The organism is Roseovarius salis, assembly GCF_044472985.1.
GTDB lineage: Bacteria > Pseudomonadota > Alphaproteobacteria > Rhodobacterales > Rhodobacteraceae > Roseovarius > Roseovarius salis.
Window position 1 is genome coordinate 83,833 of the sequence record NZ_JBISDG010000009.1, and the last position, 21,952, is coordinate 105,784.

The 21,952-nt window shown below is 67.6% G+C and carries 19 protein-coding genes and 1 pseudogene; 8 read left to right on the forward strand and 12 right to left on the reverse strand.

Translation table 11 applies throughout. The features are described from left to right. The first annotated feature begins 161 nt into the window (after positions 1-161). The 3 genes from lpxC (at position 162) to recN (ending at position 3,740) form a co-directional block, all read left to right on the forward strand. Entirely contained in the window at positions 162-1,085 is a 924-nt protein-coding gene (gene lpxC, locus ACH13J_RS05375; protein WP_397542280.1) for a UDP-3-O-acyl-N-acetylglucosamine deacetylase, read from the forward strand. A 108-nt stretch (positions 1,086-1,193) separates the two neighbouring features. Further along, positions 1,194-2,042 (forward strand): outer membrane protein assembly factor BamD, encoded by an 849-nt coding sequence (locus ACH13J_RS05380; protein ID WP_397542281.1) that lies wholly within the window; start codon positions 1,194-1,196, stop codon positions 2,040-2,042. Positions 2,043-2,090: 48 nt separating this feature from the next. Then, positions 2,091-3,740: a DNA repair protein RecN gene (recN, locus tag ACH13J_RS05385; RefSeq protein ID WP_397542282.1), complete on the forward strand. Its 1,650-nt coding sequence runs from the start codon at positions 2,091-2,093 to the stop codon at positions 3,738-3,740. A gap of 154 nt (positions 3,741-3,894) precedes the next feature. Here recN and ACH13J_RS05390 read toward each other — a convergent pair whose 3' ends face one another. Beyond that, positions 3,895-5,271: an FAD-linked oxidase C-terminal domain-containing protein gene (locus tag ACH13J_RS05390; RefSeq protein WP_397542283.1), complete on the reverse strand. Its 1,377-nt coding sequence runs from the start codon at positions 5,269-5,271 to the stop codon at positions 3,895-3,897. A gap of 87 nt (positions 5,272-5,358) precedes the next feature. Between ACH13J_RS05390 and ACH13J_RS05395 the strand changes: the two genes are divergently transcribed. Continuing rightward, positions 5,359-7,047 carry a chloride channel protein gene (locus tag ACH13J_RS05395; protein ID WP_397542284.1) on the forward strand — a complete coding sequence of 563 codons (1,689 nt, stop codon included), beginning with the start codon at positions 5,359-5,361 and terminating at the stop codon, positions 7,045-7,047. Between the two features lie 11 nt (positions 7,048-7,058). Here ACH13J_RS05395 and ACH13J_RS05400 read toward each other — a convergent pair whose 3' ends face one another. The 5 genes from ACH13J_RS05400 to cobS all read right to left on the reverse strand — a co-directional run bounded on the left by ACH13J_RS05400 (position 7,059) and on the right by cobS (position 13,982). Next, positions 7,059-8,306 carry a lytic murein transglycosylase gene (locus ACH13J_RS05400; protein ID WP_397542285.1) on the reverse strand — a complete coding sequence of 416 codons (1,248 nt, stop codon included), beginning with the start codon at positions 8,304-8,306 and terminating at the stop codon, positions 7,059-7,061. Between the two features lie 76 nt (positions 8,307-8,382). Further along, complete coding sequence (locus tag ACH13J_RS05405) at positions 8,383-8,724, reverse strand: DUF427 domain-containing protein (RefSeq protein WP_397542286.1); 342 nt, start codon at positions 8,722-8,724, stop codon at positions 8,383-8,385. Positions 8,725-8,800: 76 nt separating this feature from the next. After that, on the reverse strand, positions 8,801-10,603 hold the full coding sequence (locus tag ACH13J_RS05410) for a M24 family metallopeptidase (RefSeq protein ID WP_397542287.1): 1,803 nt from the start codon (positions 10,601-10,603) through the stop codon (positions 8,801-8,803). Between the two features lie 325 nt (positions 10,604-10,928). Continuing rightward, positions 10,929-12,803, reverse strand: a complete 1,875-nt coding sequence (gene cobT / locus ACH13J_RS05415; protein WP_397542288.1) for a cobaltochelatase subunit CobT — start codon at positions 12,801-12,803, stop codon at positions 10,929-10,931. A 192-nt stretch (positions 12,804-12,995) separates the two neighbouring features. Next, positions 12,996-13,982: a cobaltochelatase subunit CobS gene (gene cobS, locus ACH13J_RS05420; RefSeq protein WP_397542289.1), complete on the reverse strand. Its 987-nt coding sequence runs from the start codon at positions 13,980-13,982 to the stop codon at positions 12,996-12,998. 140 nt (positions 13,983-14,122) lie between these two features. On the opposite strand from cobS, the pseudogene ACH13J_RS05425 reads away from it, so the two are divergent. Together ACH13J_RS05425 and ACH13J_RS05430 are read left to right on the forward strand one after the other, a co-directional pair. Next, positions 14,123-14,421 (forward strand): annotated as a pseudogene (locus ACH13J_RS05425) (sigma factor). Then, a complete protein-coding gene (locus ACH13J_RS05430) occupies positions 14,418-15,110 on the forward strand; it encodes an anti-sigma factor (protein WP_397542290.1) in 693 nt (230 codons plus the stop codon). The pseudogene ACH13J_RS05425 and the gene ACH13J_RS05430 overlap by 4 nt, the downstream one beginning before the upstream one ends. Before the next feature lie 3 nt (positions 15,111-15,113). Here the strand turns inward: ACH13J_RS05430 and ACH13J_RS05435 are convergent, their stop codons facing one another. Further along, positions 15,114-15,941, reverse strand: coding sequence for a cobalamin-dependent protein (locus ACH13J_RS05435; RefSeq protein WP_397542291.1), 828 nt, complete (start codon positions 15,939-15,941; stop codon positions 15,114-15,116). 246 nt (positions 15,942-16,187) lie between these two features. Between ACH13J_RS05435 and ACH13J_RS05440 the strand changes: the two genes are divergently transcribed. Both ACH13J_RS05440 and msrB read left to right on the forward strand, forming a co-directional pair. Beyond that, positions 16,188-16,739, forward strand: coding sequence for a fasciclin domain-containing protein (locus ACH13J_RS05440; RefSeq protein WP_397542292.1), 552 nt, complete (start codon positions 16,188-16,190; stop codon positions 16,737-16,739). 95 nt (positions 16,740-16,834) lie between these two features. After that, positions 16,835-17,314: a peptide-methionine (R)-S-oxide reductase MsrB gene (msrB, locus tag ACH13J_RS05445; RefSeq protein WP_397542293.1), complete on the forward strand. Its 480-nt coding sequence runs from the start codon at positions 16,835-16,837 to the stop codon at positions 17,312-17,314. Between the two features lie 33 nt (positions 17,315-17,347). Here msrB and ACH13J_RS05450 read toward each other — a convergent pair whose 3' ends face one another. From ACH13J_RS05450 to ACH13J_RS05470, 5 genes are all read right to left on the reverse strand, one after another. Continuing rightward, positions 17,348-17,971 carry a DnaJ domain-containing protein gene (locus tag ACH13J_RS05450; RefSeq protein WP_397542294.1) on the reverse strand — a complete coding sequence of 208 codons (624 nt, stop codon included), beginning with the start codon at positions 17,969-17,971 and terminating at the stop codon, positions 17,348-17,350. 115 nt (positions 17,972-18,086) lie between these two features. Then, positions 18,087-18,587, reverse strand: a complete 501-nt coding sequence (locus ACH13J_RS05455) for a DUF4177 domain-containing protein (RefSeq protein WP_397542295.1) — start codon at positions 18,585-18,587, stop codon at positions 18,087-18,089. A 58-nt stretch (positions 18,588-18,645) separates the two neighbouring features. After that, entirely contained in the window at positions 18,646-19,686 is a 1,041-nt protein-coding gene (locus ACH13J_RS05460) for a YeeE/YedE thiosulfate transporter family protein (protein ID WP_397542296.1), read from the reverse strand. A 225-nt stretch (positions 19,687-19,911) separates the two neighbouring features. Beyond that, positions 19,912-20,841: an ABC transporter permease subunit gene (locus ACH13J_RS05465; RefSeq protein WP_397542297.1), complete on the reverse strand. Its 930-nt coding sequence runs from the start codon at positions 20,839-20,841 to the stop codon at positions 19,912-19,914. After that, positions 20,834-21,841, reverse strand: a complete 1,008-nt coding sequence (locus tag ACH13J_RS05470; RefSeq protein ID WP_397542298.1) for an ABC transporter permease subunit — start codon at positions 21,839-21,841, stop codon at positions 20,834-20,836. Before ACH13J_RS05470 ends, ACH13J_RS05465 begins: the two co-directional genes overlap by 8 nt. Positions 21,842-21,952: the final 111 nt, after the last annotated feature.

A 21,952-nucleotide genomic window follows, 5' to 3' on the forward strand; every position in this document is an offset into this window, starting at 1 on the left:
CCAGATGCTTGTGTCGCGAACTTGCCGCATGAGCGGGAACCCGCCAAGACCGGGGCGGCGATGTTTCAGGACGTTGCAAAGATTGAATTGTGTCTTTCTTGATGCCCGATTAGACCGCTGCACAGAACGATGTGTCGGTGTCTGCCGGGAAGAGGTCCGTTTTGCAAAACACGATCAAATCCCCTGTTTCGTTCGAGGGTGTCGGGCTTCATTCCGGCCACGCGTCACGGCTGACCATCCGCCCAGCCGGTCCGGATACGGGCATCGTGTTCCGGCGGACAGACTGCCGCGTGGGGACGGGCGACATTCCGGCCCGTTGGGATAACGTCAGACAATCCGCTCTCTGCACGCGGCTGGTAAACCGTCACGACATCGAGATATCGACGGTCGAGCATGTCATGGCCGCCATGGTCGGGTGCGGGCTGCATAACGCTCTGGTGGAGGTCGAGGGACCCGAAGTGCCGATCCTCGACGGCAGCGCGTCGGTGTTCGTACGGGGCATCCTGTCGCGCGGGTTGCGCGTGTCGGATGCGCCGGTCACGGCCCTGCGCGTCCGCAAGCCGGTAGAGGTGCGCCGCGGCGACGCCGTTGCCCGGCTTCTGCCGCACCAGACACTGCTGATCGAGTTCAGCATCGATTTCGAGGATGCCGCCATCGGGCAGCAGAAAAAGTCGCTGAATATGTCCAACGGCAGCTTCGTGCGCGAGCTCAGCACCAGCCGCACCTTCTGCCGGCAATCCGACGTCGAGGCGATGCTTGCCAACGGCCTCGCGCAGGGCGGCAGCCCGGGCGAGAACGCCGTCGTTTTCGACGGGGACAGGGTGATCTGCCCCGGCGGGTTGCGCCACGCCGATGAGCCGGTGCGGCACAAGATGCTTGATGCCCTGGGCGATCTCGGACTGGCCGGTGCGCCGATCCTTGGTCATTACCAGGGCGTGCGCGCAGGCCACGCGCTGACCAACGACCTGCTTTGCGCGCTGTTCTCGGATGCCGAGGCGGTGGAGTGGGTCGAGTGCGATCTCGAAACCGCCGCGCGCCTGCCGGGGGCGGGCGTTCACGCCGGTGAAATCCCCGAGGTCGCCTGAGCCTGCGCGATGCGGGCAAAGTGATTTTGCTAGCCGGATTTATGTGCTAGGACCGAGCGCGAGCGCCGGGCGCATGTCCGGACATGATCGGACTGGGTGAGTTATAGCATGAAAACGGTGGGATCGCGTGCAGCATTGGCCTGCGTTCTGGTCGCCAGCCTTGCGCTGTCGGGCTGTGGCGGCGCGGACGTCGTGGAACGCGGCGATGTCAACTACGAGAACTACACGGCCAAGCAGATCTACGAGCGCGGCGAATACGACATGGCCCGCAACAACCCCGAGCTGGCCGCCGATGTCTTTGCCGAGGTGGAGCGTCTCTATCCCTATTCCGAATGGGCCAAACGCGCCGTCATCATGCAGGCCTATGCCTATCACGAGGCCAAGGATTACGAGAACAGCCGCTCCGCGGCGAAGCGGTTCATCGAGTTCTACCCGACCGACGAGGATGCCGCCTATGCCCAGTATCTGCTTGCGCTGAGTTATTACGACCAGATCGATGAGGTTGGCCGGGACCAGAAGCTTACCTTCGAAGCGTTGCAGGCCCTGCGAGAGGTGATCGAGCGTTACCCCGAAAGCGAATACGCCAAGTCGGCCTCGCTCAAGTTCGATCTTGCGTTCGATCACCTTGCGTCCAAGGAAATGGAGGTGGGCCGTTACTACCTCAAGCGCAAGCACTACACCGCCGCCATCAACCGGTTCCGCGTCGTGGTCGAGGATTTCCAGACCACGACCCATACCGCCGAGGCGCTGCACAGGCTGGTGGAGGCATACCTTTCGCTCGGGCTGACCGACGAGGCGCGGACCGCGGGTGCGATACTGGGGTACAATTTCCAGGGCACGGAATGGTACGAGGACAGCTATTCGCTATTGACCGGGCAGGGGCTGACCGTCGAGGCGGCGGGTGACAACTGGCTACGCCAGGTCTACCGGCAGATGATCCAGGGCCGGTGGCTGTAGGAACGGGTGGCGGGGCGCCGCGGCGTCCCGGCCCGCCGGGTAGAGCTGATGCTGCGCGCGCTTGATATCCGCGACATCCTGATCATCGACCGCCTCGAGCTGGCATTCCAGCCCGGACTCAACGTCCTGACCGGGGAAACGGGCGCGGGCAAATCCATCCTGCTCGATGCGCTCGGCTTCGTGCTGGGATGGCGCGGGCGCGCGGATCTGGTTCGGCAGGGGGCCGCGCAGGGCGAGGTGACGGCCGAGTTCGATCTTGCGCCGGGCCACCCGGCCCGCGCCGTGCTGGCAGAGGCGGGATTGCCGGAGGATGACGCGCTCTTGCTACGCCGGGTCAATGCGCGCGACGGGCGCAAGACGGCCTATGTGAATGACCGCCGCTGCTCGGGCGAGGTGCTGCGCCAGCTTTCGGAAAGCCTCGTGGAACTTCACGGGCAACAGGACGACCGCGGCTTGCTCAACCCGCGCGGGCACCGCGCCCTGCTTGATGATTTCGGCGGTCTCGCGGGCGAGCGTTCGGCCGTGCGCGCCGCGTGGCGTGACAGGCGCGGCGCGCTTGACCGGCTCGAGGCGGCCCGCGCCGCGCTGGAGCAGGCCCGCGCCGACGAGGAATTCCTGCGCCACGCCGTGACGGAGCTGGACCAGCTGTCCCCCGAACCCGGCGAGGAGGAGGAGCTGGACCGCCGCCGCCGCATGATGCAGGGCGCCGAGCGGATCCGCGAGGATATCGGCAAGGCGCAGGCGGCACTCGGCCCGCAGGGCGCCGAGGGTGCGGCCGGTGACGCGATGCGATGGCTGGAGGGTGTCGCCGACCGCGCCGAAGGGGCGCTGGACGAGCCGATCGCCGCCATCAGCCGGGCCCTCGTGGAACTGGACGAAGCCGCCTCGGGCGTGGCGCGTTTCCTTGACGCGCTCACCTTCGACCCTGCCGAGCTGGAAGAGACCGAGGAACGTCTCTTCGCGCTGAGGGCAATGGCGCGCAAGCACGGCGTCATGCCGGACGAGTTGACCGATCTTGCCGGGGAGCTGCGCGCGCGGCTCGACGCGGTGGACCAGGGCGAGACGGATATCGCCAGGCTGCAGGACGAGGCAGAGGCGGCCGATGCGGCCTACAGGCAGGCGGCAGACGCGCTCACGCAGGCCCGGCGCGCGGCCGCCCTGCGGCTGGACGCGGCGATGGAAGCCGAACTGGCCCCGCTGAAGATGGAGCGCGCCGTGTTCGAAACCCGCCTGGAACAGGCCGATCCGGGCCCCGACGGGCAAGATGGCGTGACGTTCACGGTGGCCACGAACCCCGGCGCGCCGGCAGGGCCCCTCAACAAGATCGCGTCGGGCGGCGAGCTCAGCCGTTTCCTGCTGGCGCTCAAGGTCTGCCTGACGGGTGATGACAGCGGCCTGACGATGATATTCGACGAGATCGACCGCGGGGTAGGCGGGGCGACCGCCGATGCGGTCGGGCGGCGTCTGGCGCAACTCGCCGAGCAGGGTCAGGTGCTGGTCGTCACCCATTCGCCACAGGTGGCGGCCAAGGCCGCGCATCACTGGCAGGTGGCCAAGCGGGTGGAGGGTGCGCAGACGCTGTCGACCGTGATGCCCCTGTCCGGTGCCGAGCGGGTGGACGAGATCGCGCGGATGCTGTCCGGCGACACGGTCACGCCCGAGGCACGCGCTGCGGCCGAAAAGCTGATGGCGGGCTAGGCCGCACTGGTTTCCGGCCGGTGCGCCTGCGGCGCGCAGTCCGGTAACGCGTTCGGGCCACGCAGGCCCTGGGGGCGCTGCCCCCAGACCCCCGGGGTATTTTTCCCAAGAAGAAGCAGGAGGCCGGGCCGCTCGCCGGCCCGTCGCGGCAGGCTCAGCCCGGCGGGGGGATCAGCTTGCCGGGATTCAGTATGCCGGCGGGGTCGAGCGCCTGCTTGAGCGTGCCCATCATCGCCCAGGCCGGGCCGTGTTCGCGCGCCATGTAGCCCAGCTTGCCAATGCCGATGCCATGTTCGCCGGTCGCGGTGCCGCCGAGGGAGAGCGCCAGGTCTACCAGCCGGTCCGAGGCGGCGAGCACCCGCTCCTTCTCGGCCGTGTCGGCGGGGTCGAACATCAGGACGGCATGGAAGTTGCCGTCGCCGACATGGCCAAGGATCGGCCCGTGGATACCCGCCCGGGCGAGGTCGGCGCGGCATCTCTCGATCGCCTCGGCGAGGCGGGAGATGGGAACGCAGATATCCGTCACCACGGCGCGGTGACCCGGCCGGGCCGCGAGGATGGCGTGGTAGGCGTTGTGCCGCATGGTCCACAGGGCGGTGCGGTCCTCGGGCTTGCGGGCCCAGTCGAAGCCGGATCCGCCGTGATCCCGTGCGATCATGCCGAAGGTTTCGGCCTGCTCTGCCACACCCGCCTCGGAGCCGTGGAATTCCAGCAGCAGGTGCGGCCGTTCCGGCAGCGCGGTGTCGGCGTAGGCGTTGACCGCCCTGACGCTGTCGGTGTCCACGAGTTCGATCCGGGCCATTGGCAGACCCATCTGGATGGTGTCGATCACGCAGTTCACCGCGGACTCGACGGTGTCGAAGCCGCAGACCGCCGCCGAGATCGCCTCGGGTATGCCCTGAAGCCGCAGGGTGAGCTCGGTCACGAGCCCCAGCGTGCCCTCCGAACCCACGAAAAGACCGGTCAGGTCGTAGCCGGCCGAGGTCTTGCGCGCCGCGCTGCCGGTACGGATCACCTCTCCCGTCGCGGTCACGACCTCGAGCGCCATCACGTTGTCGCGCATGGTGCCGTAGCGCACCGCCGTCGTGCCAGACGCGCGGGTGGCGGCCATCCCGCCGAGCGAGGCGTTGGCCCCCGGATCGACCGGGAAGAACAGCCCGGTGGCGCGCAGCTCCTCGTTGAGGGACTGGCGCGTGACGCCGGGCTGGACGCGGGCATGCATGTCGGCCTGTGCCACCTCGAGCACGCGGTTCATGCGGGTGAAATCCACGCTGACGCCGCCCTGCACCGCCTGGGCCTGTCCCTCGAGCGAGGTGCCGGTCCCCCAGCCCACGACCGGGCAGCCATGCCGCGCGCAGACCGAGACGATGCGGGCCACATCGTCGGTGGTTTCGGGATAGGCCACCGCGTCGGGCGGGGTGAGGGGAAAGTGCGTCTCGGACCGGCCGTGCAGGTCGAGATCGGACTTGGAGCAGGTCAGGCGTTGTCCTAGAAGGGAAGACAATTCGCTGATCGCACTCTGGATAGGCATGCCGGGATCCCCAAGCTGTTCTTGCGCCGACCATATGCGAAGCTGTCCGGCTGTGAAAGCGGGTGCGGCGCGGGACGGGCGTGCCGCATGACGCTGTCGCTGCGGCCTTTCCTTGCCCAGAAGGCCACCGCGGCCGGGGCGGCGGTGCGCCGGGGCTGGCAGGTTCTGCACGACAAGGGGCCCAGCCAGTTCCAGTTCTGGCTGATCGCGCTGGTGATCGGCATCGCCGCGGGGTTCGCCGCGCTTCTTTTCCGCAAGGCGATCACGGCCTTGCAGACCTTTGTCTACGCGGCCGAGGACATGGCGCACGTGCACAGCGCCGCGGAGCTTCTGCCATGGTACTGGGTGCTCGTGGTGCCCATCATGGGCGGGCTTGTCGTGGGGCTGATCCTGCACCGCTTCACCCCGGACGCGCGCGTGCGCTCGGTCGCCGACGTGATCGAGGGCGCGGCCCTTGACGAGGGACGCGTGGAGGGGCGCGAGGGGCTTGCATCGGTGGCCGCGTCGATCATCACGCTTGGAACGGGCGGGTCCAGCGGGCGCGAGGGCCCTGTCGTGCACATGGCTGCCGTCATCTCGTCATGGGTCAGCAACAGGATCAACGCCGATGGGGTCACCGGGCGCGACCTGCTTGGCTGCGCCGTGGCGGCGGCGGTTTCGGCCTCTTTCAACGCGCCGATCGCCGGGGCGCTTTTCGCGCTGGAGGTGGTGCTGCGGCATTTCGCGCTGCACGCTTTCGCGCCCATCGTGATCGCCTCGGTCGCAGGAACGGTGATCAACCGGCTGGAATTCGGGGACGTGACGGAGTTCGCGCTTCCGGTGGCGAGCGCGCTGGAATTCTATGTCGAGCTGCCGGCCTTCCTGCTTCTGGGGGTGATCTGCGGACTGGTGGCCACGGTGCTCATGCACGCGATCCTGTTCGCCGAGGACATGGCCTCTTACGTGCAGATGCGCACCCGCCTGCCGCGGTGGCTGCGCCCGGCGGTGGCGGGTGCGCTGCTTGGCGGGCTGGCGATATGGTTCCCCCATATCATCGGCGTGGGATATGAAACGACCTCGCTCGCACTAACCGGTCAGCTGATTCTGCACGAGGCGGTCGTGTTCGCCGTGGTCAAGGTGGCGGCGGTGGCGGTCACGCTCGGCGGGCGCATGGGGGGCGGGGTGTTCTCGCCCTCGCTGATGGTGGGGGCGCTGACCGGGGTAGCCTTCGGTCTGGTGGCGACCGGGATATTCCCCGAGGTGTCGGGCTCGCACACGCTCTATGCCCTTGCCGGGATGGGGGCCGTGGCGGCCGCGGTTCTGGGGGCCCCGATCTCGACCACTCTGATCGTTTTCGAGCTCACCGGTGACTGGCAGACCGGGCTTGCGGTCATGGTGGCGGTATCGATGTCCACGGCGCTCGGGTCCAATCTCGTGCGGCGCTCGTTCTTTCTCACGCAGCTGGAACGGCGGGGCGTCAGGGTGGCGGCCGGTCCGCAGGCTTACCTGCTGTCGATGTATCGCGTCAGCAAGGTGATGCGCGCGCCGGACCACGCCCGCGCCGCGCCGGAGGACCGATGCTGGGACCTTATCGCGGAGGGTGTCTATATCGACGGGCAGAGCACGCTGGAGGCGGCCATGCCGGTGTTCGAGCGTGCCGGTGTCCCGTATATCCCGGTCGTCAGTCTCGTCGGCGAGGGCAAGCCGCCAAGATTGCAGGGGGCGCTGTTTCACGTCGACGCGCTCAAGACCTACAACCGAGCGTTGGCCGCGGTGTCCCGCGAAGAGCACAGCTAGCCGGCCGGGGGTTACCGCGACAGGGTATCGGCCATGCCGGCATCGGGAAAACAGGTCCGGGGCGCCCCGGTTTCAGCCTGCCAGCGCCCGATGGAGCGGCGCGTCTTGTAACCTGGCAGGCCGTCCACACCGCCGACATCGTGCCCCCGCCGGACCAGCGCGCGCTGGATGGTGGCGATATCCGCGCGGGAGATTCCGCCGACATCGCCCCAACGGCCGCGGAAGTCCCCCATGCCAAAGGCGATGCGGTCCCCGACATGCCCGACGAAGAGCGCGTAGAGGTCGCTCTTGTTGTAGTCCTTCAACACGTAGAAGTTCGGCGTGACGACGAAGGCCGGGCCGTGCCGCCCCGCGGGCATCAGCAGGTAGCCCTCTCCCGCGCGCTCGTGGTCGGGGAAGGGGCGGCCGGAAACCCGCGTGAGTCCCATCGCGGCCCATTCCGCGATCGGGCGGCCCTGGTCGGGTCCTTCCAACGCGCAGGAAACACTGTCCGGCACGCGAACCTCGAAGCCCCAATCGCGACCGGCCACCCAGCCATGGCGGTCAAGGTAGGTGGCGATCGAGGCGATCGTGTCTATCTCGGAGCGCCAGATGTCGCTTCGGCCGTCGCCGTCGCCGTCCGTCGCGTGGTCAAGGAAACTCGTGGGCATGAACTGGGGCTGACCGAGCGCGCCCGCCCAACTGCTTTTCATGGCCGCGGCTGGGACATGGCCCTGCTCCACGATGCGCAGCGCCGCGATCAGTTCCTTGGTGAAATACGGTCTGCGGGTGCTCAAGAAGGCCTTGGTGCCCAGCACCTCGAACGCGTCATGGGGCAGGGCGGCGCGGCCGTACCCGCTCTCGCGGCCCCAGATCGCGAGGATGATACGTGACGGTACGCCGGTCGCGGCCTCAACAACGGCAAGGGGCCGGGCATGGCGGCGCGCCATGCGCCGCCCCCCCGCGGTGGCGGCACGCAGCTTGGCGGGGGCAAAATACGAGGCGGGGGCCCCGAATTCCGCCTGACGCCTTTGGCCGGGTTGCCCCGTCCCGGCGCCGGAAGGCACGAGGCCGGGCAGGTCCCAGTTCAATTCCACGCCGGAAAGGGCCGCGTCGAACGTGTCGCGCGACACGCCACGCGTCCGCGCGCGCGGCCATATCGTCTCTTCCAGCCACGCGCGGTACTGGCGCTCGGTCTCGGCGCGGTCACTTGCACCGGCGGGCAAGACGGCCAGTGCCAGCGACACCGACAGCAGCAATGTCAGGATGCGCGGTGACATGCCTGGGGTCCGGCAAACGCGGCGGGCATGAGATCGCCGTCGCGCGTCCTCCGCCCCGGCCATTGTCGCTGCATGTTCATACCCGTTCGACCGTCACCTCGTCGCCGGTGTGGAAAGCGATGTGGTTTTCTATCCGCGCGACATCGGGGTCGGGGGTCTCATAGCTCCAGGCCGCGTTATCAAGGGTCTGGCTGTTGGTCACGATGGAAAAATAGGTGGCGTCGCCCTTGTGCGGGCAATGCGTCTTGTGGTCGGTCCGGTCGAGAAAAGCCATCGCGACGTCCTCGCGGGGGAAATAGATCACCTCGTCGCGGCCTTCCTCGGCCAGTGCCAGCGCCTGCTTGCTTTCCACCAGGATCGCGCCGCCTGCGCGGACGGTCCACGTGCCTTCCGCCTTGCGTATCTTGATATCCGTCATTCCCTCTCCCTCTCCTTTCCCTGCGGTCCGTGCCCTGCATCCTACCCGAATGCCCGGGCGATATGACGCCCATGTGTCACAGCGGCGCGGTCGCCGCGTCAAGCCAGTCGCGCGTCGGCCCGTCGAGCTGCGGCCCGATCTTCTCGCGGCAGGCGGCATGGTAGCCGTCGAGCCATTCCCGCTCGGGCGGCGTCAGCATCTCGACCACGATCAGCCGCCGGTCGATGGGCACGAAACTCAACGTCTCGAAGGCCAGCCTGTCCGCGGTGTCGCCGCCGGGCAAGGGGGCCGCGGGCTCCACCACGACGAGGTTCTCGATGCGGATGCCGAAGGCACCCTCGCGATAGTATCCCGGTTCATTCGAGACGATCATCCCCGGCTGCAGGGCCACCTCGCCGGTCCGGGCCAACCGCTGCGGCCCTTCATGCACGCAAAGATGCACGCCCACGCCGTGTCCCGTTCCGTGGGCATAATCCTGATCGGCAAGCCACAGCGGATAGCGCGCGATGGCATCGAGGTCGCGCCCGGCCAGCCCCCGAGGCCAGCGTGCGCGGCTCATCGCGATCATGCCCTGGAGAACGCGGGTGAAGGCGGCGCGTTCGTCGGGGCCGGGCACTCCCACGGGCAGGGTGCGCGTGATGTCGGTGGTCCCGTCGAGATACTGTCCGCCGCCATCGAGCACCAGCAGGTCGCCCGCCTGCAGGACGCGGTTGGTCGTCTCGGTGACCCTGTAATGGGCGAGGGCGCCGTGCGGACCCGAGCCGGCGATCGTATCGAAGCTGATGTCGAGCAATTCGCCCGACGCGCGGCGCTCGACCTCCAGCCGTGTCACCACGTCGATCTCGGTGATCGTGCCTGGGGGCTGGGCATCGAACCACGCGAGGAACCGGCAGAGCGCGGCGCCGTCGCGCAGGTGCGCTGTTCGCGTCGCCGCGATCTCGGCGGATGTCTTGCAGGCCTTGGGCATGACGCAGGGGTCTGTTCCCCAAGCTACTGGCACGCCGGCCTCCTCCAGCTGCCGGGCCACCCAGAGCGGCGCGCTCGACTTGTCCAGCCGCGCCGTCCCGTCAACGTCGCGCAGCGCCGGGCCGAACGCATTCGGCGGGTGGATGCTCACCCCGTCGCCCAGATGCGCGCGCACCGCGTCATCGAGCTTGGCGTCGTCGACGAAAAGGGCAAGCTGCCCGGTGTCGTGCAGAATGGCAAAGGCGTGGGGGACCGGGTTGCGGGGGATGTCGCTGCCGCGGATGTTGAGAAGCCACGCGATGGAATCGGTCAGGGTCAGCACCGCCGCGGACTGTCCGGCCGCGTGCAGGTCACGGGCCAGCCTTGCGCGCTTGGCGGCGTGACCCTCGCCGGCTAGCTCCTCGGGGTAGATGCGGATCGCGCCCTGCGGCGGGGCGGGGCGGTCGGGCCAGATCCGGTCGATCAGGTTGTCGGTGGGCCGCAAGCTTATGCCGGTGCCGGTCAGGCCTTTCTCCAGGGTCTCGATTTGCTCGGGCGTGTAGAGCCACGGGTCGAACCCGACCGCGCCGCCATCGGGCAAGTGCTGGGCCAGCCACGGCGCCGGCTTCGTCTCGGGCCAGTCGACCGGGGTGAAGTGGCCGGTATCCACCTGCACCTTGACCTGCGCGCGGTAGCGCCCATCGACGAACACGCCGGCCCTGTCGGCCAGTACGATGCAAAACCCCGCCGAGCCGGTGAACCCGGTGAGCCATGCCAGCCGGTCGTCGCACGGGGCAACGTATTCGCCCTGATGCGCGTCGGCGCGGGGCACGAGGACCCCCGCCAGCCCCTCCCGTGTCATCTCCTCGCGCAGCTGCGCCAGGCGCGGCGGCCCCTGCTCTGGGTGGGCGGTATCCTGAAAGGACTGGAACATGACGGCCCCGCGGTTCGGTCAGCCCCACATTGCTAGGGCAGGGCGGGGGCAAGATCAATCGGCTTCGCACGCCGGGGGTCGGCGGGCGCCCGCGTTTCCGGCGGCGGTGTCCTCGCGGTGCGCCCGCGGCGCGCGGTTTCTTTTCGCGTTCGGGCCACGCGGGCCCTGTGGGACCAGCGTGGTCGCCGGTGTCGCCCGGACCAATGGCGCGGCGCTGCCGTCCCCGCGGGATATTTCCGCCCGGAAGAACCGGCTGCACGTTCCGGTGCGTGTTCTGGCCTCAAATATCCCCGCCGGAGGCATCCGACGGGGCGGCCGGGCGCGGTCAGCTGGCCTTCTTTATCCCCATGACGCGGGCGCGCGCCCGCGGATCGCTGTCGAACAGGGCGGCGAGCTGTTCGGTCATCGCGCCGGCCAGCTGATCGGCGTCGGTGATGGTGACCGCGCGTTCGTAATAACGGGTGACGTCATGGCCGATGCCGATCGCCAGCAGCTCGACCTGCTTGCGCCGTTCGACCATGTCGATCACGTCGCGCAGGTGTTTCTCGAGGTAGTTCGCGGGGTTCACGCTGAGCGTGCTGTCATCGACCGGCGCGCCATCGGAGATCACCATGAGGATCTTGCGTTGCTCGCGGCGCCCGATGATCCGGCGGTGCGCCCATTCCAGCGCCTCGCCGTCGATGTTTTCCTTGAGCAGACCTTCCTTCATCATCAGGCCGAGATTGTCGCGCGTGCGTCGCATGGGCGCGTCGGCGGACTTGTAGACGATGTGGCGCAGGTCGTTGAGACGACCTGGCAGCTGCGGGCGGCCTTCGCCCAGCCAGGCTTCGCGCGATTGGCCGCCCTTCCAGGCGCGGGTGGTGAAGCCGAGGATCTCGACCTTGACCTGGCAGCGTTCCAGCGTCTTGGACAACACGTCCGCGCAGATCGCGGCGATCGATATCGGCCGCCCGCGCATCGAGCCGGAATTGTCCAGCAGAAGCGTCACGACCGTGTCGCGGAATTCCATGTCCTTTTCGACCTTGAACGACAGCGGCGTCGTGGGATTGGCCACGACCCGTGCCAGACGCCCCGCGTCGAGGATGCCTTCCTCGCGGTCGAATTCCCATGAGCGATTCTGTTGCGCCTGGAGCCGGCGCTGCAGCTTGTGCGCAAGGCGCCCGACCGCGCCCTTGAGCGGCTCTAGCTGCTGGTCGAGATAGGCGCGCAGGCGTTCCAGCTCCACCGGTTCGGCGAGGTCCTCGGCGCGGATTTCCTCGTCGTAGTCGGTGCTGTAGACGGTATAGTTCGGATCGGCTTCCGAGATGGGCTGCGGCTCGGGCGGCTCCAGCGGGGCCTCGCCCTCGGGCATCTCGGTCTCGTCGCCCATGTCCTGGTCGGCCATGTCGTCCATGCTGACCTGGGCCTGGGTTTCGTCCTGCTGTTGCTCCTGGCTCTGGTCAGGCTCTGCGTCGGCCTGGTCGTCGTCGCTTTCGTCCTCGCCGGAGCTTTCGGGCTGCTCCTCTTCCTGCGTCTCTTCCTCGGCCTCGTCCTGCTCGTCCTCGTCGGGGGCGTCGGGGTCCTCGCCCAGCTGATCGCCGTAGCCGAGATCCTTGATGATCTGCCGGGCGAAACGCGCGAATTCCGTCTGGTCGGCCAGCTTGTCCTTGAGGTCCTCCAGCGTGCCGCCGGCGTGGTCCTCGATGAAGCCCTGCCACAGCTCCATGACATTCCGCGCCGCGGGCGGCAGCTCGCGCCCCGTCGCCAGATGCCGTATGAGATATCCCGCGGCGGTGGCCAGCGGCGCGTCGGATGCGTCGGTGATCTGGTCGAAGCCCCGGCGCCGGGCCTCTGCACCGATGCGGGCGTCGATGTTGCCCGCGGTACCCGGCATCTCGTGGGCGCCCATGGCCTCGCAGCGCGCGGTTTCCATCGCGTCGTAGAGTTCGCGCGCCATTTCGCCGGCGGGGTTGTAGCGCGCGTGCAGGGTGTTGTCGTGATACTTGTGCTTCAGCGCCAGGGCATCCGCCGTGCCGCGGGCCTGCAGGACCTCGTCGCGCGACATCCGGCGGCTGATCTGGGGCAGGCGCATCGATTCGCCCGAGACGCCCGCCGGGTCGACGGAATACGACACGTTCAGGTCAGGGTCGTCGGCCATGACCTTGGTGGCCTCGGCGAGGGCCTTCTTGAAGGGGTCTGCGGGGTTGTCGGACTGGGCCATGTTGGGATTCCGGCTGTGGTGCTTGCCTGCTGACAAACTAGTGGGCGCGGCACGAAATGACCAGTGCGCGGTCACCAGGTCGGAACGGCAGGCCATGCGCGGTGTGCCCAAGGGCCAGGGGCCGTCGCGCATGCCCCCCGCACCGGCCGGTGGCAGGCATGCCCGACACCGTCACCGCGCGGTTTCGCAGGGTCAGTCCAGGCTCACGCTCGCCGCGCTCTCGGGCAGCTCCTCGTCGAAGCAGCGCTGGTAGAACTCGGCCACGGTCTGCCGCTCCAGCTCGTCGCACTTGTTGAGGAAGGTCAGGCGGAACGCGTAGCCCACGTCGCGGAAGATGTGGGCGTTCTGCGCCCAGTTGATCACCGTGCGCGGGCTCATCACCGTGGACAGGTCGCCATTTATGAAGGCGGTGCGCGTCAGATCGGCGACGGTGACCATCTGGCTGACCTCGCGGCGGCCCTTCTCGGTGTTGAACAGCGGGTTCTTGGCCAGCACGATCGCAGACTCCGCGTCGTGGCTGAGATAGTTGAGCGTGGCGACCATCGACCAACGGTCCATCTGTGCCTGGTTGATCTGCTGAACGCCGTGATACAGCCCCGTGGTGTCGCCCAGCCCCACGGTGTTGGACGTGGCGAACAGGCGGAAGCAGGGGTGCGGCGTGATGATCTCGTTCTGGTCGAGCAGCGTCAGCTTGCCGTCATGCTCCAGCACGCGCTGGATCACGAACATCACGTCGGCACGCCCGGCATCGTACTCGTCGAACACGATGGCGACGGGATTACGCAGCGCCCAGGGCAGGATGCCCTCCTGGAACTCGGTGACCTGCTTGCCGTCCTTGAGCTTGATGGCGTCCTTGCCGATCAGGTCGATCCGGCTGATATGGCTGTCGAGGTTCACCCGCACCGCCGGCCAGTTGAGACGCGCGGCCACCTGTTCGATGTGGGTGGACTTCCCGGTGCCGTGATACCCTTGGATCATCAGCCGGCGGTTGTGCGAGAACGCAGCGAGAATGGCCAGCGTCGTGTCAGGGTCGAACTTGTAGGTGCTGTCAACCTCGGGCACCCTGTCCGACCGTTCGGAAAACCCCTTCACGACCATGTCCGTGTCGATGCCGAACACGTCACGGACCGAGATTTCCTCGGTGGGTTTCGCGTTCGCGTCGATGCTTCCATCCGCCATGTGGCCCAATCCTTCAACTCCGGTTCGCGCGTTGCGGCACGTGGTGCAACATAAAGCGCGAAAGGGCAAGGGGTAGGCAAAGTTTAACTGGACGTCCCGCGAGACGTTGGTCAACGTGGGCCCCAACCGCGCGGGGTGTGATGTCGCAACGTGACGAAGTCGAGGAGCTGATCGCCCGGATGGCCATGGGCGAGCGCGCCGCGTTCCGGTCGGTCTATTCCCGGAGTTCTGCGAAACTTTTCGGTGTGATCCTGCGTGTGTTGGGCGATCGGGCAGAGGCGGAGGACGTGCTTCAGGAAGTCTACGTCAAGGTCTGGAACAACGCCTCGACGGGGACAGCTATGCCGGGCTCGCGGCGCATTTCGACGTGCCGCTGAACACGATGAGAACATGGTTGCGCCGCAGCCTGTTGAAACTGAAGGAGTGCCTGTCGCGATGAGCGGAGAGACGCCATATCGCGACGACGATGATGTCGTGCGCGCGGGTGAATACACCCTGGGCCTGATGCCGGATGACGAGGCCGAGGCGTTCGAGGCCCGCCTCGCCGCCGAGCCCGAGCTGCGCGCCTTGTGCGCCGCTTGGGCATCGGAATTCGCGGCGATGACCGAGGAGCTCGACCCGGTGCGCCCCCCGGCGAGGGTGCAGGCCGCGCTGGAGCAGCGCCTCTTCGGTCGCGCGCGAAAGGGGCCGGGGGTGTTGGGCTGGCTGGCCGGGATGGCGGCGGTCGTGACCGCCGCGGTCATCCTTGTCATGACATCGGGCCTGCTAGAGCGCGGTCCCCTGCCGCCCGATGAGCCGGTTTACCGCGCCGAGATCGCAGCAGAGGATGGCAGCCTGCTGGTTCGGGCGGCCTATGACGCCGAGACGGCGCGGCTGTACCTGGAGCGCGAACGCGGCGCCGCGCCGCCGGGCCGTGCGCTTGAACTATGGCTGATCGCCGGCGATGAATCGCCCGTGTCGCTCGGCGTGTTGCCGACGGAAACCGAGACGGTCCTGCCGATCGAAGAGCCGTTGCGGCCGAAACTCGATGGTGGCCTCCTGGCCATTTCCGAAGAGCCGCCGGGCGGCTCTCCCACCGGCGCGCCCACGGGCGATGTTCTCGCGGTCGGACCCATATCGAACGTCTGACGGTCAGCGCCAGCCGCGCAGGTGCATCAGCCGCGCAAGCTGCGACTCGGCGGATTCCACGTCCGAGAACACGAAATCCACGTCCGCGATCTCGGAGATGTCGGTGCTCCCTTCGGTTCCCGCGCCCGCAACCACGATGAGCGCGCCGGGCGCGATAAGGCGGATCGACACGCAAAGCGTGCTCAGCGCCTCCATCCTGCCGCTGCCGCCCACCGATATGCCGACGATCGCGGGCGCCGTATCGGAGATCCGGGCGACAAGCTCGTTGTGGCCCATGCCGGTGCAAAGATCTATGTCCCAGCCCGCGTCGCGAAACACCTCGGCCGCGACCGTCACGCCGAGGCTGTGGTCCTCGCCCGGAACGGTGGCAAAAAGCGCGTTCTTGGTGTCGGGCGCGGGCTGCGCCGTGTCGGGGGTCTCTGGCCGCAAGGCGCGGATCAGCCCATAGAGATACCCGCTGGCGGTCGTCACCTGGACGAAGCTGACGAGGTCCGCCTCCCACATGTCCCCAAGGCGGCGCGCTGCGCCCGAAATGTAGCCGAGGCAAACATCGCGCGTGCTGAGACCGCCGCGCATCTCCTTTTGCAGCAACGCGAGCGCGCCGTCCGCGTCATCTTTCAGCAGATGGTCGCAAAAGGTATCGAGCCGCTCTGCCGGGGCGCTGAACGGCCGCTGCGGCGACGCGGCGGACAGGCGCGCGGCATGGATCATGACCTCGCGGGCAAGCTGTTCCAGCGCCGCCTCTGGCAACCGGTCGCGCTTGCGCGCGAAAAGCCCGGATGTTTCCGAGAACACGCCCTGGTCCAGCACGACGTCGTACTGCGTTTTCATGTCTCCCTCCCTACAGGAAACATAGCAAAGCCTGCGCGGTGTCAATAATACAAAATCTTTCCTGACAACATTGGTTTACATGCTGGGCGGCGCGCGGCGGTAGAATCGCCCGCGCGGTCCGGCGGGGCGCCTGCTTCACGCCTTCGTGATCGATCCGGATGAAATCGGTCGAAACTCCCGGCCAGCCCCATGCGTGCCTCCCCTGCGAGCCGGGCCGAACCGGCCGTATCAAAGGAGGATTTAACCATGTTCGGAAAACTAGCGATTGCCGCAACCACCGCCATGCTGACCGCCAGCGCCGGTTTCGCCGCGAACCCCATGGTGGGCGGGGCCCCCATGTATGCCGACAAGACCATCGTCGAGAACGCCGTCAATTCCGACGATCACGAGACCCTCGTGACGGCGGTCAAGGCGGCCGGTCTGGTCGAGACTTTGCAGGGCGAAGGGCCGTTCACCGTCTTTGCCCCGACCGACGCGGCGTTCGGCAAGCTGCCCGACGAGACCGTGAAGGCGCTGCTGACGCCACCTTACAAGGATAAGCTCACCGAGATCCTGACCTGTCACGTCGTTCCGGCCGATGCCATGGCCGCGGATATCAGGGGGATGATCGATGATGATGGCGGGATGCATGTCGTGCCCACGCTCGGCGGCTGCGAACTGGAGGCGCGCCATGATGGCGCAAACCTGATGCTCACCGACGAGCGCGGCCAGACCATCAAGGTCACGATCGCGGATGTTGAGCAGTCCAACGGCGTGATCCACGTCATCGACACGGTGATCCTGCCAGGCATGGAATGATGCCGGTTCACCGTTTCGTGCGGGGCCATCCCCTTGCCGGGTGGCCCCGCGGTTCGCATCTTGCCCTGTAGATCAATTTCGCAAGGAGATTGGATATGCAACGACGCAGTTTCATCGCGACGGTCCTGATGGGCGGGGGGGCTGTGGCGTTCTTCCGCGGAATGCACGCATCGGCCGCGTCAGGCGAGTTCGAGGTCACGCGCACCGAGCAGGAATGGCGCGCCATGCTGACCGATCAGGAGTACGAGGTTCTGCGCCAGGAGGGAACGGAACCTGCCTTCAGCTCGCCGCTTCATGACAAGAAGGACGCGGGAACGTATCATTGCCGTGGGTGCGACCTGCCGCTGTATTCCTCCCGGCACAAGTACGACAGCGGCACGGGCTGGCCCAGCTTCTGGAAGTCCCTGCCGGACGCCATCGGGACGAAGCCCGACGATACGCTGTTCTACACGCGCACCGAATGCCACTGCCGTCGCTGCGGCAGCCATCTGGGCCATATTTTTGATGACGGTCCCGAACCCACGGGCAAGCGGCACTGCATCAACGGCGTGAGCCTCGTTTTCAAGCAGGCATGAGGCGCGGCGCCCGGCGCCCGAGGCCGCCGCGGGTTACTTGAAGCTGCGGCTGTCCTTGATCTGCTCCCACGCCCACATGACCTTTTGCAGCTGCTCCTCCTGGCTGCGGTCGCCGCCGTTGATGTCCGGGTGCAGGACCTTGATGAGCGCCTTGTAGGCCTTGCGTATCTCTGCCTTGGTCCAGTTGTCGCCGGCCTCGAGGATCTCGATCGCCTGGCGTTCGGTCGGCGGCAGCTTGCGTTGGCCGGAGCGCTGTTTGCCGGGGTTCTTGGTGGCGTTGTCGCCAAGAACCTGATGGGGGTCCTCGATGCCCAGCCGGGCCCACGCGCGCGCCTCGGGGTCGTTGAACGCGCGGGTCTTGCGCTCCCAGACCTTGTCATCCGACATCTGGGCGTTCATCTCCGCCTCGGTGGTGCCGTCGAAGAAGTTCCATTTCAGGTTATACTCGCGCACGTGATCCTTGCAGAACCAGTAGTAGTCGTCGAGCACGTCGGGCGCCTTGGGCGCGCGGTAAAGGCCGGGTTCGTCGCACCCTTCCTTCTCGCAGATGCGCGTCGATGTTTCCTGGGCGCCCGACATGCCCCGCCGGCCGCGGGGCTTCTTTTTCTTCGAAGCGCTGACGGAGATATCGAAACCGAATGGGTCGGACTTGGACATGGGGAACACCTCCACGAGTCGGAGCGGGGATTGTAGATTACTGGACAGCAAATTGAAGAGGGCAGCCGAGAATTTCTTGCGTTCTTGCGGATGTGCCGCGCTTGCCCGCCGCCGGTCAGTCGCGTCGCCCATCCGTCCGCTCGTCAACGGCGGGGTCCCGCGCGTCGGGGCCTGTATCGTCCTGCCTGCCATACGTTTGTTCGACCGCTTCTTGCAGATGGGGCGGCGCGTGCTCCGGCTCAAGAGGGGGCGCGCCGGTTTCCTGCGCCGCCTCCTGGTCAGACGCGGAGTCCGCCCCGGCCGCCGGTGCCGCGGGATCGGCCATGTCGGACGCCCCCGGCGCCGTAAGCGGCGGTTCGGCGGCGGGCGCGGCGGACTCCGCCTCGGCGCCGCGGCGAAACACGAGCACGCTGCGATAGACGGTCTGCGTGGATGCCAGCCCCTGCCGCTCCTCGCTCGGCAGGATGTCTGCGCGCAGGTATTCCCAGCCCTGCGCCGCGAGTTCGTTCATGGCCGTCTCGAGCCCGTGGGCGAAGCGCGCTTCCGCGCCCTTGATGCCGGGGGCCTTTCGGCCCCTCGCCGGGGCCGGGATCACCTTGTATTCGTATCGCGCCATGCGGTCCGCCCTCGCCGAAACGCGCGCATCCTAGCGGCATGGCGCCGCAGTGCAAGGGCTACTCGGCCGGTTGCGCCGTTGCCGCGGGGCGTACCGGTGACAGTGCCCGGTTTGCCACGACCGCCCCGATGATGATGGCCGCCAGCGCGAGGCCTGCGGCGAGCGAGAGGGTGGACACGCCCGACAGCCCGGCCCCGACCGAGCAGCCCCCCGCCAGTACGCCGCCGACACCCATCATCATGCCCCCGGCAAGGTAACGGCCGGTTTCCCCTGGGCTGGCAAAGCTTTCCCACCGGAACCGTCCGCTGAGCAGCCCGGCCGCCAGCGCCCCCAGCAGAACACCGCCGACGAGCCCCGTGCCGAATCCCGCCGGGATGGCGGTGGAGGCGACGGTGAAGAAAAGCGAGTCCGCCACGGTGGAGGTGAAGGCCAGCGATTGCATCGCGATCGGGTCGAAGGCGTCGTGCAGGACATACCCGGTGCCGACCCAACCCGCGGGCACGAGCGCGCCGATCAGGGCCGCCAGCAGCAGCGTGCCCGCCCGATTGCCCGACCGCAGCGCAACCGCCACGGCTACCGCCGCGATGGCGCCCGCCCAGATCAGAGGGCTGCCGGGCAACGCGGCGGCCTCCATCTGCAGCGTGACCGATCCCAATGACACGCGCAGGGGGGCCAGAACCCCCTTGAGCGTGGCGTGTGCCGAGATCGCGAAGACGACAAGAACCAGCGCCGCGCGCAGGTTGCCTGCACCGGCAAGAACGGTCAGGCGCGAAATGCAACCGCGTGTCAGCACCATGCCCGCGCCGAACATCAGACCGCCAAGGGTGATCGCAAGCACAGGCAGCCCGGTGGCCATGAAACGATGTTCTGCGAAACCGATCCAGCCCTGGGCCACTGCCGCCTGCGTGCCCGTCACGGCCACGGCGAGTGCCGTCAGCCAGACGCCGGCGGCCTGCCGGCGGTCCGTTCCCACCAGGGCGCGGCGCAGGCAGAAGCGGGTGAGTTGGGCCAGCGCCCCGAAGGCCAGCCCGAGCGCCAGTGCGAACCAGATCGCGGCCTGCGGGGCGGTGAGCGTTTCGAAGCCGAGCGTTTCGAACATTACGTGTCTCCGGGTTGCGGGAATTCTTCCCAGCTGGCGCGGATTTTCCGGCCGATCAAGTATTCATGGGTCTGAATGTCCGGTTCGGATCGGGAAGATTTCCCGCGTCTGCCGCCGTACCGGGACCTGCGTTCCTGCGGACGGCGCCCGGCTGATCGGGCGTTCGGCCGGCGCAGGTGTCGCGGCAACCAGGTTTCTTTTTTGCCATGGTCGGGCCGGCGGCGTTCAACGGCCGCGCAGACGCGGATCGAGCGCATCGCGCAGCCCGTCGCCGAGGTAGCTGACGCTGAGCACCGTGAGCGAGATCAGCAGACCCGGCCAGAACACCCGCTCGGGGTAATCCTGCAGATAGACGGTCGCGTCGTTCAGCAGCCTCCCCCATGTCGGGAAATCGGGCGGAAAGCCAAGGCCGAGGAAGCTGAGCGCCGACTCGGTGATGATCGCGTTGGCGATGCCCAGCGTGGCCGACACCATGATGGGAGAGAGCACGTTCGGCAGGATGTGCCGTGTGACGAGGTGGAAATCGGTCGTGCCGATCGACCGCGCGGCGAGGATGAATTCCCGTTCCTTCAGCGCCATGACGTCGCTGCGCACGACCCGTGCCGTGGGCATCCAGCTCGTCAGGCCGATGGCCACCACGACCAGTATGAATATCCCGGTTTCGGGGCCGAAGGTGGTGCTCAGCGCCTCGCGGAACAGCATCACCATCACCAGAAGAAGCGGCAGGATCGGCAGCGAAAGGACAAGGTCGGTGAATCGCATCAGCGGGCCGTCGAGACGGCGGAAAAACCCCGCCAGAACACCGATCAGGGTGCCGAGACCAAGCGCCAGCAGCATCGCCGTCAGCCCCACGGCGATCGAGGCCTGCCCGCCGGCCATCATGCGGGCAAGCGTGTCGCGGCCCAGCTGATCGGTGCCGAAGGGGTGCGCAAGGCTGGGCCCCTCGTTGCGGGCGCGCACGTCGATGTGGGTTGGGTCGATCGTCCAGACCAGCGGGCCGAGGTACACGGTGACGATGATGACGGCGAAAAGAATGCCGCCGACAAGCGCGCCGCGATGACGCTTGAACTGGTCCCAGACATCCCGCCAGCGGCTGTGCGGCGGCCTGTCGGGCGGGGGGGCGCCGACCGGTGTCGCGGGGGTCGGATCAGTCATAGCGGATCCTTGGGTCGAGCAGGCCATAGAGCAGGTCGGCGACGATGTTGAAAAGGACGATCAGCACCGCCAGCATGAATGTCACGGTCTGGACCATGGGCACGTCGTTGGCCTGTATCGCCGTGATGAGAAGCTGGCCAAGCCCGTTCACCTTGAAAATCTGTTCGGTGATGATGGCCCCGCCGAAAACCTGTGGCAGGCCGAGGGCGATCACCGTGACCACCGGGATCATCGAGTTGCGCAGAACGTGGACCATGACGACCACGGCCTCGGACAGCCCCTTGGCGCGGGCGGTGCGCACGTAATCCTGGCCCAGGTTGTCCAGCATCGAGGCGCGCATGAAGCGCGATATCTGCGCCGTCGTCTGCAGCGCCAGCACCATGACCGGCATCACCATCTGCTTGATCTGCACCTTGAAGCTTTCCCAGTCCGTCACCTCGTGCGTCGTGTCGTAGATGGATGGCAGCCACCCCAGCTGGACCGAGAAGATCACGATCACCAGGACGCCTGAGAAAAACGGCGGCACCGAGTAGCCCACCATGGTGACGAAGGTGCCCAGCTGGTCGAAAACGGAGTATTGCCGGTAGGCGGAATAGATGCCGATGGGCAGGGCGATCAGCACCCCGACGACATAGGCCATGGCCACCACCCACAGCGTCTGCGGCATCCGCTGCACCACGATGTCCATGACCGGCGATCGGGTCTGCCAGCTGATGATCCGGCTTGCATCCGCCGCCCAGCCCGTGCCCAGCAGGTGGTCGGCCAGCACCACCGGCTCGACCACGAAGAACTGCCACAGCCATTTGCCGAAGCGGATATGGGTGGGCTCGCCGAGGCCCAGCGCCTCGCGCATCTGCGCCTTGACCTCGGGTGGCACGGTCAGCGGCACCTGTGCCATCGGGTCGCCCGGCGCCAGTTCCAGCAAGAGGAAAATGACAAGCGAGATGAACAGAAGCGTCGGCACCGCAAGGACGAGCCGTCGGATCGTGTAGGTCAGCATTCAGGCGCGCCCCGCGGGCCGGGGGGGGGGGGGGGGGGGGGGGGGGGGGGGGGGGGGGGGGGGGGGGGGGGGGGGGGGGGGGGGGGGGGGGGGGGGGGGGGGGGGGGGGGG

What these genes read in the sequence shown, in the direction of transcription:
- ACH13J_RS05380 (WP_397542281.1), top strand. Translation starts at nt 1,194, where the DNA reads ATGAAAACGGTGGGATCGCGTGCAGCATTGGCCTGCGTTCTGGTCGCC.
- recN (WP_397542282.1), top strand. Translation starts at nt 2,091, where the DNA reads ATGCTGCGCGCGCTTGATATCCGCGACATCCTGATCATCGACCGCCTC.
- ACH13J_RS05390 (WP_397542283.1), bottom strand. Translation starts at nt 5,271, where the DNA reads ATGCCTATCCAGAGTGCGATCAGCGAATTGTCTTCCCTTCTAGGACAA.
- ACH13J_RS05395 (WP_397542284.1), top strand. Translation starts at nt 5,359, where the DNA reads ATGACGCTGTCGCTGCGGCCTTTCCTTGCCCAGAAGGCCACCGCGGCC.
- ACH13J_RS05400 (WP_397542285.1), bottom strand. Translation starts at nt 8,306, where the DNA reads ATGTCACCGCGCATCCTGACATTGCTGCTGTCGGTGTCGCTGGCACTG.
- ACH13J_RS05405 (WP_397542286.1), bottom strand. Translation starts at nt 8,724, where the DNA reads ATGACGGATATCAAGATACGCAAGGCGGAAGGCACGTGGACCGTCCGC.
- ACH13J_RS05410 (WP_397542287.1), bottom strand. Translation starts at nt 10,603, where the DNA reads ATGTTCCAGTCCTTTCAGGATACCGCCCACCCAGAGCAGGGGCCGCCG.
- cobT (WP_397542288.1), bottom strand. Translation starts at nt 12,803, where the DNA reads ATGGCCCAGTCCGACAACCCCGCAGACCCCTTCAAGAAGGCCCTCGCC.
- cobS (WP_397542289.1), bottom strand. Translation starts at nt 13,982, where the DNA reads ATGGCGGATGGAAGCATCGACGCGAACGCGAAACCCACCGAGGAAATC.
- ACH13J_RS05430 (WP_397542290.1), top strand. Translation starts at nt 14,418, where the DNA reads ATGAGCGGAGAGACGCCATATCGCGACGACGATGATGTCGTGCGCGCG.
- ACH13J_RS05435 (WP_397542291.1), bottom strand. Translation starts at nt 15,941, where the DNA reads ATGAAAACGCAGTACGACGTCGTGCTGGACCAGGGCGTGTTCTCGGAA.
- ACH13J_RS05440 (WP_397542292.1), top strand. Translation starts at nt 16,188, where the DNA reads ATGTTCGGAAAACTAGCGATTGCCGCAACCACCGCCATGCTGACCGCC.
- msrB (WP_397542293.1), top strand. Translation starts at nt 16,835, where the DNA reads ATGCAACGACGCAGTTTCATCGCGACGGTCCTGATGGGCGGGGGGGCT.
- ACH13J_RS05450 (WP_397542294.1), bottom strand. Translation starts at nt 17,971, where the DNA reads ATGTCCAAGTCCGACCCATTCGGTTTCGATATCTCCGTCAGCGCTTCG.
- ACH13J_RS05455 (WP_397542295.1), bottom strand. Translation starts at nt 18,587, where the DNA reads ATGGCGCGATACGAATACAAGGTGATCCCGGCCCCGGCGAGGGGCCGA.
- ACH13J_RS05460 (WP_397542296.1), bottom strand. Translation starts at nt 19,686, where the DNA reads ATGTTCGAAACGCTCGGCTTCGAAACGCTCACCGCCCCGCAGGCCGCG.
- ACH13J_RS05465 (WP_397542297.1), bottom strand. Translation starts at nt 20,841, where the DNA reads ATGACTGATCCGACCCCCGCGACACCGGTCGGCGCCCCCCCGCCCGAC.
- ACH13J_RS05470 (WP_397542298.1), bottom strand. Translation starts at nt 21,841, where the DNA reads ATGCTGACCTACACGATCCGACGGCTCGTCCTTGCGGTGCCGACGCTT.